Origin of the sequence: Neisseria bergeri, assembly GCA_003044455.1 — a bacterium.
GTDB lineage: Bacteria > Pseudomonadota > Gammaproteobacteria > Burkholderiales > Neisseriaceae > Neisseria > Neisseria bergeri.
The window spans coordinates 21,583-36,872 of the sequence record POWY01000008.1 but is presented as its reverse complement, the minus strand read 5'-3'; the positions used below and the strand labels follow the sequence as shown (position 1 = coordinate 36,872).

Here is a 15,290-nt window from a genome sequence, read left to right as displayed (position 1 = left end):
ATTAAGTAAATAAGTTTATGGTTGTGTAAACCGCTTCCCATCGTACCCATATTCACTTTTTTTCTGATAACCAAATTGTTAATACTATCAATTATTTTGTTTAAAAAAGGCAACAGTCGGCTATTCATAATCCGCCATTATGCATACCGAACAAGATAAAACCGATTTCAGCGAACGCTTGAAAACAGCAATACACCTCGCGGGTTTGGACGAGCTGTCCAATGCCAACCTCGCCAACCGCTTCAACCTGCGCCATCCCAATCAGCCTGTCAGTACGCAGGCGTTTCACCATTGGCTGGTCGGCAGGTCGATTCCGACTCCGGATAAAATCGAGACGCTGGCAAAATGGCTGGATACCAGCGCGGAATGGCTGCGCCACGGCAGGCTCTCCGGCACGGAAGGTGCGGCTTCGCCGCAAGAAGCCCTGCTGTTGAAATATTTCCGCCTGCTGCCGCCCGAAAAGCGTGATGCGCTGATGGTGCTGCTGCACAATCCGGACAACGGATAGCCGGTGAAAACGGGAAATGCCCGGGCGGTGTTGTCTGTGCCTGCTTGGACAAGCGTTCTTGAGGGCGGTAAAATCGGGATTTGCCTGAAAAGGGCAGGGCGATATGCCGTGTTTGGATTTTGCGCGCGGTTTTTCGCGTTAAAAGCAATTATGTCTGTTTGAATATTTAATGCCGTCTGAAACGTCCGGACGCGCCCCCCGTTCCCTATGAAAAAACCGACCGATACCCTACCCGTCAATCTGCAACGCCGCCGCCTGCTGTGTGCCGCCGGTGCGCTGCTGTTCAGTCCTCTGGCGCACGCCGGCGCGCAACGTGAGGAAACGCTTGCCGACGATGTGGCTTCCGTGATGAGGAGTTCTGTCGGCAGCGTCAATCCGCCGAGGTTGGTGTTCGACAATCCGAAAGAGGGCGAACGTTGGCTGTCTGCCATGTCGGCACGTTTGGCAAGGTTTGTCCCCGATGAAGAAGAGCGGCGCAGGCTGCTGGTCAATATACAGTATGAAAGCAGCCGGGCCGGTTTGGATACGCAGATTGTGTTGGGGCTGATTGAGGTGGAAAGCGCGTTCCGCCAGTATGCAATCAGCGGTGTCGGTGCGCGCGGCCTGATGCAGGTTATGCCGTTTTGGAAAAACTACATCGGCAAACCCGCGCACAACCTGTTCGACATCCGCACCAACCTGCGTTACGGCTGTACCATCCTGCGCCATTACCGCAACCTTGAAAAGGGCGACATCGTCCGCGCGCTTGCCCGCTTCAACGGCAGCTTGGGCAGCAATAAATATCCGAACGCCGTTTTGGGCGCGTGGCGCAACCGCTGGCAGTGGCGTTGATTTTGAACCCGCTCCGCAACCGAAATACGGCGAATCCTGTATAATCCGAAAATCTGTTCACTGGAAGTTCAGACGGCATTGCAACTGTTGATGCCGTCTGAAAAATTATTTATGGCAAGAGACAACCGTATCCAAATGTTTCCGCACGAATGGCGCGCCAGTACGACGCTTTCCGGCGTGTACGCGCTGCGTATGCTCGGTATGTTCCTCGTGTTGCCCGTTTTGGCAATATATGCCGCCTCGCTGCCCGGTGCGGAAGACAATAAAACGCTGGTCGGGCTGGCAATGGGCATTTACGGGCTGACGCAGGCATTGCTGCAACTGCCTTTGGGCATCGCTTCCGACAAGTTCGGGCGCAAGAAAACCATTTATGTCGGGCTGATTGTGTTTGCCGCCGGCAGCTTTCTTGCCGCCTCCGCCGATACGCTGCCTATGCTGGTTGCCGCCCGTGCCATACAGGGGGCGGGAGCGGTCAGTGCGGCGGTTACCGCGCTGCTTGCCGACTTGACGCGCGACGGCGTGCGTACCCGCGCGATGGCGATGATCGGTTTGAGTATCGGTCTGACGTTTTCGGTCAGCCTGGTGGTTGCGCCGATGATTGCCGACGCGGTGGGCGTTCGCGGCTTGTTCCTGCTGACCGGTATCTTGACCGTTGCCAGTATCGGCGTGGTGGCGTTTATGACTCCCGACCCAGAGGTTTCCAAGCTGCACGAAGATACGCAGGCGCAGCCTTCGCGCATAGGCGAAGTTTTGAAAAACCGCAGGCTGCTGACGCTCGATTTCGGCATTTTCGCCCTGCACGCCGCACAAATGGCATTGTTTACCGCGCTGCCTTTCGCGATGACCCGGCTCGGTTTGGAAAAAATCCAGCATTGGAAAGTCTATCTGCCCTCGACCATTACGGGCTTGGTGGTGATGGTTCCGCTGATTATCGTCGGCGAAACGCGCAACAAGCTCAAACAGGTTTTTATCTTGGGTATCGTCTGTATTGCGGCGGCGCAGATCGGTTTGCTGTCCGGAATGCACTCGATTTGGCTGATTACCGCTTATCTGGTTGTTTACTTTATCGGTTTTAATGTGTTGGAAGCCAGCCTGCCGTCTATGGTTTCCAAAATCGCGCCGTCCGACCTGAAGGGTACGGCGATGGGCGTGTACAACACGATGCAGTCGCTCGGACTGTTTGCCGGCGGCGCGGCAGGCGGCTTGCTGTTTCAAAAATACGGTTTTTCCGGCGTGTTTGCCTTTTGCAGCATATTGATGCTGCTGTGGCTGGTGATTGCCGTTTTATCGCCCGCACCCAAGCCCGTCAAAAACCTCAGTTACCCTGTCGGCGGCGTGTGGCAGGGCAATCGGGACGGATTGCAACGTGTTTTGTCGCAACTCGAAGGCGTGGAAGACATCGGTTTCAGTTTCGACGGGCAGACCGTCTATCTTAAAGTGTTGCAGAAGGGTTTCGATCAGGCTGCCGCTGAAAAAATCATCACAGGAGTTTAAAAAATGTCATTGAACAAAGTCATCCTTATCGGCCGCCTCGGACGAGATCCCGAAGTGCGCTATATGCCCAACGGCGAGGCGGTGTGTAATTTCAGCGTCGCCACCAGCGAAACTTGGAACGACCGCAACGGTCAACGTGTGGAGCGCACCGAGTGGCACAACATCACGATGTACCGCAAACTGGCGGAAATTGCCGGGCAATACCTCAAAAAAGGCGGGCTGGTTTATCTGGAAGGCAGAATCCAAAGCCGCAAATACCAAGGCAAAGACGGCATCGAACGCACCGCTTACGATATTGTCGCCAACGAAATGAAAATGTTGGGCGGGCGCAATGAAAACAGCGGCGGCGCGCCTTACGAAGAAGGTTACGGTCAGAGTCAGGAGGCTTACCAACGTCCCGCGCAGCAAAGCCGGCAGCCTGCCCCCGACGCGCCGTCCCATCCTCAAGAAGCACCAGCCGCGCCGCGCCGCCAACCCGTGCCGGCCGCCGCCCCGGTCGAGGATATTGACGACGACATCCCGTTCTGAATTTTACGGCAGCACATCCTCGCGGAGGGAAATCATAAAGGACGGAGAAACCTTAAACCTTACGGGGCAGGGTTTCTCTTTTTTGCATTTGTGCCTGCTTGTTGCCGCCCCTTGCGTTGGGCGGAACGTTGCGATTGCGCCGTTCGGCGTTTTGAGGCAGTGATGCCTGCCGCACGCCCCCGCTGTTTTCAGACGGTATAGTGGATTAACAAAAATCAGGACAAGGCGACGAAGCCGCAGACAGTACAAATAGTACGGAACCGATTCACTTGGTGCTTCAGCACCTTAAAGAATCGTTCTCTTTGAGCTAAGGCGAGGCAACACCGTACTGGTTTTTGTTAATCCACTATATTTTAAAATTCAGGCGGTGTTTCCAAATAGCGCGAAGCAATAGTCGGGCTTCAGCCGGTTTGTTTGAAATCAAAAGGTTGGAATCAAACGCCAAACGCTTGAACCATCATTGCCCGATGCGGCAAACCGGCATCGTCCGGCAATACGGTTGTTTAAAAATGGGGAAATCAGGATGGAAAACCAAAGGCCGCTCCTAGGCTTCGCGTTGGCACTTTTGGCGGCGATGACGTGGGGGACGCTGCCGATTGCCGTGCGGCAGGTATTGAAGTTTGTCGATGCGCCGACGCTGGTGTGGGTGCGTTTTACCGTGGCGGCGGCGGTATTGTTTGTTTTGCTGGCATTGGGCGGGCGGCTGCCGAAGCGGCGGGATTTTTCTTGGCGGTCATTCAGGCTGCTGCTGCTCGGCGTGGCGGGCATTTCGGCAAACTTTGTGCTGATTGCCCAAGGGCTGCATTATATTTCGCCGACTACGACGCAGGTTTTGTGGCAGATTTCGCCGTTTACGATGATTGTTGTCGGCGTATTGCTGTTTAAAGACCGGATGACTGCCGCGCAGAAAATCGGTTTGGTTTTGCTGCTTGTCGGTTTGCTTATGTTTTTTAACGACAAATTCGGTGAGTTGTCGGGTTTGGGCGCGTATGCGAAGGGCGTGTTGCTGTGTGCGGCAGGCAGTATGGCCTGGGTGTGTTATGCCGTGGCGCAAAAGCTGCTGTCGGCGCAATTCGGGCCGCAACAGATTCTGCTGTTGATTTATGCGGCAAGTGCCGCCGTGTTCCTGCCGTTTGCCGAACCGGCACACATCGGAAGTTTGGACGGTACGTTGGCGTGGGTTTGTTTTGTGTATTGCTGCTTGAATACTTTAATCGGTTACGGCTCGTTCGGCGAGGCGTTGAAACATTGGGAGGCTTCCAAAGTCAGTGTGGTAACAACCTTGCTCCCTGTGTTTACCGTAATATTTTCTTTGCTCGGGCATTATGTGATGCCTGATACTTTTGCCGCGCCAGATATGAACGGTTTGGGTTATGCAGGTGCACTGGTCGTGGTCGGGGGAGCGGTTACGGCGGCGGTGGGGGACAGGCTGTTCAAACGCCGCTAGTTCGCAGGCAACGGAAAATGCCGTCTGAACGAGGTTTCAGACGGCATTTTATTTGAGGGAAGGATTAGCGCGGATGAACCATATCGGCAGGAACGACCAATTCATCAAACTCTTCGCCCGTCAGCAAGCCCAACTCAACGGCAGTTTCGCGCAGCGATTTGTCGTTTTTGTAGGCGGTTTTGGCGACTTTGGCGGCGTTTTCGTAGCCGATTTTACGGTTTAACGCGGTAACGAGCATCAGGGAATGGTGCAGGAAATAGTCGATTTTTTCCGGTACGGGTTCGATGCCGACGGCGCAGTGTTCGTTGAAGCTGTTGCACGCGTCGCCCAACAGGCGGACGGATTGCAAGAGATTGTAAGCGATGACGGGCATATAGACGTTCAGCTCGAAATTGCCCGACGCGCCCGCCATACCGATGGTAACGTCGTTGCCGAACACTTGGCAGCACACCATGGTCATCGCTTCGCATTGGGTCGGGTTGACTTTGCCCGGCATGATGGACGAACCCGGCTCGTTTTCGGGGATTTTGATTTCGCCCAAACCGCAGCGCGGGCCGCTTGCCAGCCAGCGGATATCGTTGGCGATTTTGTTCAGGCTTGCCGCCAGCGTTTTCAATGCGCCCGAAGCGGCAACGGCGGCATCGCGTCCGCCCAAGGCTTCAAATTTGTTCGGCGCGCTGACAAACGGCAGGCCGGACAATTCGGCGAGTTTGGCGGCGGCTTTTTCGGCGTATTCGGGATGGCTGTTCAAACCTGTGCCGACTGCTGTGCCGCCCAAGGCGAGTTCATACAAACCTTTAAGCGCGTCGTTTAGACGGCCTAAGCCGTGGTCGAGCTGGGAAACGTAGCCGGAAAACTCTTGTCCCAAAGTCAGCGGCGTCGCGTCCTGCAAGTGGGTGCGGCCGATTTTGACGATGGGGGCGAAGGCTTGGGCTTTTTTGTCCAAGGTGTCGCGCAAGGCTTTTACCGCCGGAATAAGGTGGCGGTTGATTTCAATCGCGGCGGCGACGTGGATGGCGGTCGGGAACGCATCATTGGTCGATTGCGCGTGGTTCACATGGTCATTGGGATGGACGGGCTGATACGCCGCCAAACCCGTACCGGCGATTTCGTTGGCGCGGTTCGCCAGCACTTCGTTCATATTCATATTGGACTGCGTACCGGAACCGGTCTGCCAAACCACTAAAGGAAACTGCCCGTCGAGCTTGCCATTCAACACATCATCTGCCGCCTGCGTAATCAAATCCGCCTGTTCGGGCTTAATCCTGCCGAGGGAAACATTGGTCGCGGCAGCGGCTTTTTTCACCAACGCCAAAGCATAAATCAGCGGCTGCGGCAGGGTTTCGCCGCCGATTTTGAAATTGTTGCGGCTGCGCTGGGTCTGCGCGCCCCAATAGGCTTCGGACGGGACTTCGACATTGCCCATGGTGTCGTGTTCGGTGCGGGTGTTCATACGTTTCTCCTTTTTAAATGTGAATAAGAGTGATTCGCAAATATTATAATGGAGATTGGCGGAATGAGAAAGCATCAAGGCGGGAGGGCAAAAAAAATGCCGTCTGAAAAGCGTTCAGACGGCATTTGGCGATAAACGGATTTATTGGGTGCTGACAATCTGGTTAATCTGCCATTCAAGAAACGGCGTATATGCCGAGGCGCGGCGGATAATGGCTTGGTCTTCGCCGTCCGGCGTGCTTGGGCGGCTTTCGGCGGTTTGGATGTTTTTGTTGTCCCATTTGTGGAATGCTTTGCTGTGTAGATGATAGAAACCGCGTTCGGTAATGATGACTTCGGGGTTGTAGCCGTAGCCGCACCAAGGGGAATCAAGTCGCGGGGCAGTGAGGTTGCAACCGGTTTGGTAGTAACGTGCTTCGGACAGGCTTAAGTTGTAGAGGGTCGGTAGGATGTCTTTGTGCGAACCTGCGCGTTCGGGATGGTATTCGGCACTGCCGCGGTAGGCTTGCGGAACGTACAGATAGAAGGGGACGCTGTGACCGAGTGAGGCATCGGTAGATTCGGGATAGCCGATGGCGCGCATAAATGGTGTCGGGCGCGATGGTTTTTACTTTGCCGATAAAGCGTCCGAGTTGGTCGTTGCTGTATCGGAAGGTGTTGAAAATTTCATTCAACTCTTCGCCTGAGGCGAGATTGGCAAGGCGTTTTTGCTCTTGTTCTTCCAAACGGAAGTTTTTGAGCTGGTGCGGTGCAGGCAGGTGGTAGGGCGGATGGTTGGTTACGGACATCATCATGATGAATACGGGAGTACCGCTTTTTTCAGCGCGTGCGAGTTCTTCTTCGCCATAACGGAACATGAATTCGTCGGGTACGCCCCATGTGCCGGATTTGGCTTCAGGATAGCGGGTTTTGAGGGTGTTTTCATCGATGATTTCATTGACGCCCAAGTGCCGCAGGAAGGTGTCGAAATCGCGCCAGCCGCCGTTGCCCGCCGTGATATAGACGACGCGGTAACCGGCATCGAGATAGGGTTTGAACATGTTGCCTGGGAAGGTTTTGTTTTTGGCAAGGGATTGGCTGCGGACGAAGAAGCGGTGCAGGGTGTCGCTGGTGCCGTCTCCCTCGGAAACGAATTTGCGGTACACCCAGTCTTGCTGCCAGTGTTTGCCCAGTTCGCCCAAGAAGTCCCGTTCGGGATTGTCCATGTTCAAGAGATGCGCGCTCATGCTTTCCATGACGGTGAGAACGACGTTGGGACGGTGTTTTTCGACGGCGGCGTTTGCGGCGGTTTGGGCAAAGAGCTGCGTCAAGTCGGCGTCGGTTTTTTTATCGAGCAGGGTACTGATGAGCCGGCTGCCGTCTTCATCGGAGACGGGATGGAAGTCGTTGCTGTTGCGGTATTCGTTGATTGCCCAGCTTAGGGAGATCAGGGCGTTGGGGACGAGTTTGTTGATTTGCGGTGCGGCGGAAATCTGCATGGCGGTCTGACGCAGGGGGAATTTGCCGAACGAGCCGCGTATGCCTGCGGCAAGCGCGAGGACAGGTAAGAGGATGGCGGCAATCCAAGCGGTTTTCCCCCATGAGGTTGTCTGAAAGCGGGTGCGGCGGCGGATGAGGCTGAAGATTTTGCCGAAAACGAAAGCTGCGGCAATCAAGGCGACAAGACAGGGGATGACGGGATAGTCCGACTAGACGGTTTTCAGGACAGCGCGGGTATCTTCGTCCGCCAGTCCGAAGACGAAGACGTCAAATTGACGGTCGTAAACGCTGTAATAGAACCAGTTGCCCAGTGCGGCGGAGAAGGCGGTCAGGAAAAGGACGGTTGCGACGGTAGGCAGGAGGCGTAGGGTAAAGGCGGCGGTTTTCTGTGTAGCCAGTCCGAACAGCCCGATCAGGAAGGGGAAGGCGGCGGCAACGGAGGCGATTTTGATGTCGAACAACAGCCCTTTGACAAACAAAGCCGCCAAATCGCCCACATAACGGCTGCGGATGTCGTCTGAAACGAAATGGTGCAGCATGAAGAAACGTTCGGCGGAGAAAACGGCGATGATGGATGCCCATAAAATCAGGCAGATGAGGAGGGTTTTCCGATAGGCGGCAAGGCGGGTCATCATAATTGGCGGGTAAGATGGGGTGGATGTAAATTTATATCAAATTGGGTAAGGTGTGATTTTACGGTTTAGCGGTATGGCTTTCAAGATATGGCAAAGGATTATCGGGAATAGGAGGGGCTTCAGACGCTGCTTTATTAGGCGTTTCTATGCAACTTCGTTGGCGTAGGAAGGGTCGCGCCACTGTATGGGTATTTGGATTTTTGTTAAACCGGTTTGGGCGGTTTTATAGTGGATTAACAAAAATCAGGACAAGGCGACGAAGCCGCAGACAGTACGGATAGTACGGCAAGGCGAGGTAACGCCGTCCTGGTTTAAAGTTAATCCACTATAAAGGAAAAAGGTCGTCTGAAAACCTTCATCTCCCGTTTTCAGACGACCTTTGATGCGATGGCTGCCGCTTACAACACTGATTTCACAGTATCCACCACATTTTCCACGGTAAAGCCGAATTCTTTGAACAGCAGTTCGGCAGGGGCGGATTCGCCGAAGCGGTTGATGCCGACGACTGTGCCGTTCAATCCGACGTATTTGTACCAGCCGTCGGCGTGTCCGGCTTCTACGGCGATGCGCGGCAGGCCTTCGGGCAGGACGGTGGCTTGATAGGCGGCATCTTGGTGGTCGAAGACGTTGGTGGACGGCATGGAAACGACGCGTACGGCGATGTTTTGCGCGGCGAGGGCTTTTTGCGCTTCCAAAGCCAGCTCGACTTCTGAGCCGGTGGCAATGATGACGGCTTGGGCGTTGCCTTGGGCTTCGCTGATAACGTAGCCGCCGCGTTTGATGTCGTTCAGTTGTTGCTCGCTGCGCGCTTGGAATTTCAGGTTTTGACGGCTGAAAATCAGGCAGGACGGGTGATCGGCGGCTTTTACCGCTTCCGCCCATGCCACCAGCGATTCGGCGGTGTCGCACGGACGCCATACGTCCATGTTCGGAATCAGGCGCAGGGTGGCGGTCTGCTCAATCGGCTGATGGGTCGGGCCGTCTTCGCCGAGACCGATGGAATCGTGGGTGAAGACGAAGACGGGGTTGATTTTCATCAGTGCTGCCATGCGCAGGGCGTTGCGTTCGTATTCGCTGAACATCAGGAAAGTCGCGCCGAAGGGTTTCACGCCGCCATGCAGGGCAAGGCCGTTCATGATGGCACCCATGCCGAACTCGCGCACGCCGTAGTGGATGTAGTTGCCGCCTTTGTCGCGGGTAACGGAGACACTGCCGGACCAGTCGGTCAGGTTGGACGGGGTCAGGTCGGCAGAACCGCCCACCAGTTCGGGCAGTGCTTTGGCGAGGATTTCGATACTGTTTTGGCTGGCTTTGCGGGTGGCGATGGTTTCGGCTTTGGCGCACACTTCTTTTAATGCCGTCTGAACGTAGGTGTCGAAATTGTCCGGCAGCTTTTTATCCATACGGCGCACAAATTCTGCGGCTTCGGTAGGATATTTGGCTTGATATTGCGCGAACAGTTTGTCCCATTCGGCTTCCAGTTTCGCGCCTTTTTCTTTGGCATTCCACGCATCGTAAATTTCTTGCGGGATTTCAAACGCAGGATATGCCCAACCCAAATGTTTGCGCGTGGCTTCGATTTCGTCCGCACCCAAAGGTGCGCCGTGGGTTTTGTGGCTGCCTTCTTTGTTGGCACTGCCTTTGCCGATTAAGGTTTTGCAGCAGATGATGGACGGTTTGCCGGTTTCGGCGCGGGCGGCTTCGATGGCCGTCTGAATGGCGGCGGTGTCGTGGCCGTTTACGTTGGGAACGACGTGCCATCCGTAACTTTCAAAGCGTTGCGGGATGTTTTCGGTAAACCAGCCGTCCACTTTGCCGTCGATGGAAATATTGTTGTCATCATACAAAACAATCAATTTGCCCAAGCCCAAAGTGCCGGCGAGCGAACAGGCTTCGTGCGATACGCCTTCCATCAGGCAGCCGTCGCCCATGAAGACGTAGGTGTAGTGATCGACGATGTTCAAACCGTCTTTATTGAATTCGGCGGCAAGGATTTTTTCCGCCAATGCCATACCCACCGCGTTGGCAATCCCTTGTCCCAACGGGCCGGTCGTGGTTTCCACGCCGTCGGTGTAGCCGTATTCGGGGTGTCCGGGGGTTTTGCTGTGCAGTTGGCGGAAGTTTTTCAAGTCTTCGATGGATACGTTGTAGCCGGTCAGGTGCAGTAGGCTGTACAACAGCATGGACGCGTGGCCGTTGGAGAGGACGAAGCGGTCGCGGTTGTAGAATTTGGGGTTGGCGGGGTTGTGATGCAGGAATTTCGTCCACAATACTTCTGCCATTTCCGCCATGCCCATAGGCGCGCCGGGGTGGCCGGAATTTGCTTTTTGAACGGCATCAGCCGAGAGGAAACGGATTGCGTTTGCCAGTTGAGACATTTTGTATTTTCCTTGCTGGTGTTTTGGATAAGTGGATGGTCAGACGGCGTTGATTATCGCCCGATTCGTATATGCTTTCAAGAAAAGGAGGAGCGGGCGGTACGGCTGTGCCGGAAGGATATATGCTCCGGGTATCGGGATATCAGTTTCAGCTTGGATGTGAAAGGTGTTTCTATACTTTTGAAAACAAAGTGTTACAAATTATTTATTAAATAAATAGTGTTTGTTTATGATGGGGTATCGACGTTTTTTGCAGTCATTTGCCTATTTATTTCTTACCCGTTGTTTTTTAATTATATTCAAATAAGGAAGTTTTCAGCATATATGGCTTTGTCCGTGAAGGGGAGGTGCATTTGGGGCGGTATTGTTCGGATATTTATCTTTTTGCGTATCAATAAGTGCATAAAGTTGTACAATAGCAAGAGTGTATTTTGAGAAAAATATATTTTCTGAAAATATCAAAACGTAAAGACATCAAAAAAAGCAAAATGCCGTCTGAAAAGAAAACAGTAGCCACGACGGACAAACCATTAATCAAAAATCAAGGAACGTAGCATGACCACGGAAAATCAAGCCGGTAATCCGGAACCCGAGCACAGCCCGTCCGAAAAAACAAAAGCCGCACCGAAAGCGAAAAAAACATTCGATCCGCGTGCCAGCGTGATTCAAATCCATCCCGAAGGCGAACGCATCCATCCCAAAAAGGCGGAAGGGCGGTTCGCCAAACTGCGTATCGCCGCCGTATTGGCGACCCAGTTTGTGTTTTATGTGATTCCGTGGTTCAACTGGAGCGGCAGGCAGGCTGTCGTTTTCAATATCCCCGAACGGCATTTCTTCATTTTCGGATTGTCGTTGGGGATGGGCGATTTGATTTACCTTGCCCTGCTGCTGATGATTTGCGCCTTCGGGCTGTTTTGGTGGACGACGATTGCTGGGCGACTGTGGTGCGGCTATTCCTGCCCGCAAACGGTTTACACCGAAATTATGCTGTGGATTGACAACCTGGTCGAAGGCGATAGAAACAAACGGCTGAAACTGGAAAAATCGCCGTGGAATTTCACTAAAATCCGCATCAAAGCCACCAAATACCTGTTGATTTTCCTTGTCTGCGCGTGGACGGGCATCACTTTTGCCGGCTGGTTTGTCCCTATCCGCCAGTTCGTTCCCGATTTATTCACCGGAGCAGCAGGTGGCGGCGCGATGTTTGCCGCAGCGTTTTACGGCTTTATGACCTTCTTCTTCGCCCATATTATGCGCGAAAAAGTATGCCTGCATATGTGTCCGTATGCACGTTTCCAAAGCGCGATGTTCGACAAGGACACGCTGATTGTTTCTTATGACGCGGAACGCGGCGAACCGCGCGGAGCCCGCAAGAAAACGGTCAATAAGGAAGAGGCGGGTTTGGGCGACTGCATCAACTGTGCGATGTGCGTCCAAGTCTGCCCTGTCGGCATCGACATCCGCAACGGTCTGCAATACCAATGTATCGGCTGCGCCGCCTGTATCGACGCGTGTGATGAGATTATGGACAAAATGGGCTATCCGCGCGGATTAATCCGTTATACGACCGAAAGCGCGCTGGAACACGAATATTCCGAAAAAGACATTAAAAAACGGCTGCTCAGACCGCGCGTGGCAGGTTACGGCGCGGTGTTGGCAGTGGTTATCGCCGCCTTTTTGGTCGGTTTGTCCACGCGCAAAATGGTCGAAGTCGATATTTTGAAAGACCGTGGCGTAATGGTGCGCGAAAACGCCAAAGGCTGGCTGGAAAACGCATATAGCCTACGTATCATCAACAACAGTGAAAAAGAACAGCTGATTACCGCAAGTGTCAAAGGATTTGACGAAATCGCCCTGACCGGGCTGCCTGAAGGCGGTATAAAAGTGGCTCCGCGCGAAACAGTAACCCTTCCCGTCCAAGTGTCTACCATTCCGGAATACGCGGACAAAGGCAGTCATCCTATCGAGTTTATCTTCCAATACCGAGAAAGCGGTGCATCAGACGGCAAGCCGGTTGTTTTGGAAGAAGACGCAACCTTTATCGGAGAATAACCGTGTCTCAAAACAATCCAATCAAGCCTTGGTACAAACACGTCTGGCCGTGGGTCTTGATGGCGGGACCGATTTTTGTCGTCATCGCCAGCGTCGCCATGTTTTTTGTCGCACAGCAGCACGCGACAGATTTGGTTACGGACGATTATTATAAAGACGGCAAGCATATCGACATCCAGCTTCATCGGGATGAAGAAGCCGTCAGACGGCATATCGGGGTGCAGGTCCTCATTTCCCCCGATATGAATGCGGCAAAGGTGTTCGTCAGCGGCGAATTTGACGGAAATCAACCGTTGAAGCTGCTGTTGATGCATCCGACCCGCAAGGCGGACGATCAAACCGTAAACCTTAAGCCTGTCGGCAGCGCGCAGAACGGCAGGGCGGAATATGAGGCGGTGTTCAAAACCCTTCCGCCGACCAACCACTGGTATGTGCGCGTGGAGGACGCAGCAGGCGTGTGGCGCGTGGAAAACAAATGGATTACCAGCCAGGGCAATGCGGTCGATCTGACCCCGATGGATAAACTTTTCAATAATACTGAAAGCAAATAAAGAGATGCCGTCTGAAACTTTTCAGACGGCATTTTTCTACGGTATCGACTGTTTTGATATCAGCGTCCTACTGTTGCAACAGGTTCGCTCCCCGTCAGCAGATATTGTATCGTCTCACGGACGGTGCGTATGGCATTACCGAAGGGCAGCGGGTCTTTACCTCTGAAGAACAGGCCTTTATCTACTTCTCCACGGAATGCGGCAGCAAGCTGGATATCAATACAGAATTGCCCTGCTTTGGCAAGCCCGTCGCGCAGACCGCAGCTGGTCAGGCAGTTTAAACCTTGGGTACAGCGGCGCGGGTCGGCTTTGGCGTTTGCCTGAAGTTTGCTTTCACGCTTGATGTAGCTGTCTAGGAATTTGGTACGTACGCCGCGTGCCGGCAAACCGGCAACAGACATAAATTCGACTACTTTTTCAGTTTCCGCACCGGCAAGCGTTTTTTTGAAGTTAAGGTGTGCATCTCCTTCTTCGGTAACGGCAAAAGCGGTACCGATTTGAACGGCGGAGGCTCCCCAGTTCTTTAGGGCGGTTTTGACTTTTTCAAAATTTGCCATGCCTCCCGCAAGAATAAGCGGGATTTTTTCGCTTTCCAGCCCTAAACTTTTGAAGACTTCAAACGTTTCCTCAATCACGCGTTTGAAGTCGAATTTAGCATCGTTTACGCCTTCAACGGTTGATGCACCCAAATGCCCGGCCGCGTGGGCAGGATGTTCGACTACAATCGCATCGGGCAATATGCCTTTTTTCATCCAACGTTTCAAGACGATATTAATACCGCGCGATTCGGATAGAATCGGCAGCAGGGCAACATCTTTATGATAGCCCTCGGTCATTTCCGGCAGGTCTAAAGGCAGGCCGGCACCCATCACGACTGCATCCGCCCCTGATTCGCAAGCCTGGCGGACATACGCGGCGTGGTCTTTGACCGCCTTCATCACGTTGACCGCAATCAGTCCTTTTCCCTCTGAAGCACTTTTGGCTTTTTGGATTTCCCTGTCTAATGCGGTACAGTTCAAAGACGTATATTTCTCCTCGCTCGGATTGATTTGGGACTCGGCGAGCAGGTCTTCGTGAAGGTGGCGTAAATCCACACTGGCAATAGTTCCGATACCGTTTTCACGTGCCACCGCGCTAGATAAACCCGATGCGGAAACACCGACCCCCATGCCGCCCTGTACGATGGGGATAAGGGATTTTCCACGAATAATCAAAGGGTCAAAAATATTCTGCATCAGTTTCTCCGAGTATACGAATCAGTCAGGCTCATGAAAAATGGTTCTGACTGTTTTAGAACCATTGCTCAAATTTGGTATTATACTCTAAATATTGCAGTGGTAAACAGAAAAGCAGAAGGAGCTTTGGAATATGCTGTTATATCTGTACCAATCGGACAAAATATTAAACGGACACCGCATCCGGTTATGGGATATCGGTTTGCACGGCAAAGGTTTGAATATGATTCGATTACGTCTGAGATTCTGATGAAGGGGGTAGGTAAAGATGATGATAAAATATACAAGTATAAAAGATATCGTTGAATATGGATTAGATGCTATTTCTGATAAGGAAAAAATAACAATGGACCTGAAAGACTTTCTATACATTAGACGAGTTTTAGAGGAATATATGCGTTATCTACATAATCCTGATCATTATCCCGATATAGAAGCAATTCAAAATTTTTTAGGTGATGCTTCTTCGGGAGGCGGATTTGAATGTTTAAGCACAGCTATTTATAACAAAGTATATAAAGTTGATTTGCCGGCGAAGATTGAGAAAATGATTGATGATGGTTTATTTGAACACCCTCTATATCCCAGTTACTATAAGAAAAATGAATAAGCAATAATTGGATAGTATTGAAATTGTAGAAAATATAAATTTATGTGGATACGTAAATTCGAAGTTGTAGGAAAGGATAAAAAGTGAAAA

The 15,290-nt window shown here is 52.7% G+C and carries 11 protein-coding genes and 1 pseudogene; 8 read left to right on the top strand and 4 right to left on the bottom strand.

Going from position 1 to position 15,290, the window contains the following annotated elements; translation table 11 throughout:
• Positions 1 to 139 precede the first annotated feature (139 nt).
• From DBY86_RS08535 to DBY86_RS08505, 5 genes are all read left to right on the top strand, one after another.
• Positions 140 to 508 carry a transcriptional regulator gene (locus DBY86_RS08535; protein ID WP_107819655.1) on the top strand — a complete coding sequence of 123 codons (369 nt, stop codon included), beginning with the start codon at positions 140 to 142 and terminating at the stop codon, positions 506 to 508.
• 207 nt (positions 509 to 715) lie between these two features.
• Positions 716 to 1,339, top strand: coding sequence for a lytic transglycosylase domain-containing protein (locus tag DBY86_RS08525; protein WP_107819654.1), 624 nt, complete (start codon positions 716 to 718; stop codon positions 1,337 to 1,339).
• 111 nt (positions 1,340 to 1,450) lie between these two features.
• Complete coding sequence (locus DBY86_RS08520; protein ID WP_107819712.1) at positions 1,451 to 2,833, top strand: MFS transporter; 1,383 nt, start codon at positions 1,451 to 1,453, stop codon at positions 2,831 to 2,833.
• 3 nt (positions 2,834 to 2,836) lie between these two features.
• Complete coding sequence (locus tag DBY86_RS08515; protein ID WP_012221821.1) at positions 2,837 to 3,361, top strand: single-stranded DNA-binding protein; 525 nt, start codon at positions 2,837 to 2,839, stop codon at positions 3,359 to 3,361.
• A 523-nt stretch (positions 3,362 to 3,884) separates the two neighbouring features.
• Positions 3,885 to 4,808, top strand: a complete 924-nt coding sequence (locus tag DBY86_RS08505; protein ID WP_107819652.1) for a DMT family transporter — start codon at positions 3,885 to 3,887, stop codon at positions 4,806 to 4,808.
• Positions 4,809 to 4,872: 64 nt separating this feature from the next.
• Here DBY86_RS08505 and fumC read toward each other — a convergent pair whose 3' ends face one another.
• From fumC to tkt, 3 genes and pseudogenes are all read right to left on the bottom strand, one after another.
• On the bottom strand, positions 4,873 to 6,261 hold the full coding sequence (gene fumC, locus DBY86_RS08500; RefSeq protein WP_107819651.1) for a class II fumarate hydratase: 1,389 nt from the start codon (positions 6,259 to 6,261) through the stop codon (positions 4,873 to 4,875).
• A 141-nt stretch (positions 6,262 to 6,402) separates the two neighbouring features.
• Positions 6,403 to 8,374: pseudogene (locus DBY86_RS08495) on the bottom strand (LTA synthase family protein).
• 398 nt (positions 8,375 to 8,772) lie between these two features.
• Positions 8,773 to 10,752, bottom strand: a complete 1,980-nt coding sequence (gene tkt / locus DBY86_RS08490; protein ID WP_107819650.1) for a transketolase — start codon at positions 10,750 to 10,752, stop codon at positions 8,773 to 8,775.
• Positions 10,753 to 11,307: 555 nt separating this feature from the next.
• On the opposite strand from tkt, the gene ccoG reads away from it, so the two are divergent.
• Positions 11,308 to 12,804 (top strand): cytochrome c oxidase accessory protein CcoG, encoded by a 1,497-nt coding sequence (gene ccoG / locus DBY86_RS08485; RefSeq protein WP_107819649.1) that lies wholly within the window; start codon positions 11,308 to 11,310, stop codon positions 12,802 to 12,804.
• Positions 12,805 to 12,806: 2 nt separating this feature from the next.
• A complete protein-coding gene (locus DBY86_RS08480; RefSeq protein WP_025456760.1) occupies positions 12,807 to 13,355 on the top strand; it encodes a FixH family protein in 549 nt (182 codons plus the stop codon).
• A gap of 59 nt (positions 13,356 to 13,414) precedes the next feature.
• Here the strand turns inward: DBY86_RS08480 and DBY86_RS08475 are convergent, their stop codons facing one another.
• The gene (locus tag DBY86_RS08475) at positions 13,415 to 14,590 is read right to left on the bottom strand and encodes an NAD(P)H-dependent flavin oxidoreductase (RefSeq protein WP_107819648.1); all 1,176 of its coding nucleotides are present in this window, start codon (positions 14,588 to 14,590) and stop codon (positions 13,415 to 13,417) included.
• 271 nt (positions 14,591 to 14,861) lie between these two features.
• Here DBY86_RS08475 and DBY86_RS08465 point away from each other — a divergent pair, with 271 nt between their 5' ends.
• Complete coding sequence (locus DBY86_RS08465) at positions 14,862 to 15,200, top strand: hypothetical protein (RefSeq protein ID WP_234403419.1); 339 nt, start codon at positions 14,862 to 14,864, stop codon at positions 15,198 to 15,200.
• Positions 15,201 to 15,290: the final 90 nt, after the last annotated feature.

What these genes read in the sequence shown, in the direction of transcription:
- DBY86_RS08535 (WP_107819655.1), top strand. Translation starts at nt 140, where the DNA reads ATGCATACCGAACAAGATAAAACCGATTTCAGCGAACGCTTGAAAACA.
- DBY86_RS08525 (WP_107819654.1), top strand. Translation starts at nt 716, where the DNA reads ATGAAAAAACCGACCGATACCCTACCCGTCAATCTGCAACGCCGCCGC.
- DBY86_RS08520 (WP_107819712.1), top strand. Translation starts at nt 1,451, where the DNA reads ATGGCAAGAGACAACCGTATCCAAATGTTTCCGCACGAATGGCGCGCC.
- DBY86_RS08515 (WP_012221821.1), top strand. Translation starts at nt 2,837, where the DNA reads ATGTCATTGAACAAAGTCATCCTTATCGGCCGCCTCGGACGAGATCCC.
- DBY86_RS08505 (WP_107819652.1), top strand. Translation starts at nt 3,885, where the DNA reads ATGGAAAACCAAAGGCCGCTCCTAGGCTTCGCGTTGGCACTTTTGGCG.
- fumC (WP_107819651.1), bottom strand. Translation starts at nt 6,261, where the DNA reads ATGAACACCCGCACCGAACACGACACCATGGGCAATGTCGAAGTCCCG.
- tkt (WP_107819650.1), bottom strand. Translation starts at nt 10,752, where the DNA reads ATGTCTCAACTGGCAAACGCAATCCGTTTCCTCTCGGCTGATGCCGTT.
- ccoG (WP_107819649.1), top strand. Translation starts at nt 11,308, where the DNA reads ATGACCACGGAAAATCAAGCCGGTAATCCGGAACCCGAGCACAGCCCG.
- DBY86_RS08475 (WP_107819648.1), bottom strand. Translation starts at nt 14,590, where the DNA reads ATGCAGAATATTTTTGACCCTTTGATTATTCGTGGAAAATCCCTTATC.
- DBY86_RS08465 (WP_234403419.1), top strand. Translation starts at nt 14,862, where the DNA reads ATGATAAAATATACAAGTATAAAAGATATCGTTGAATATGGATTAGAT.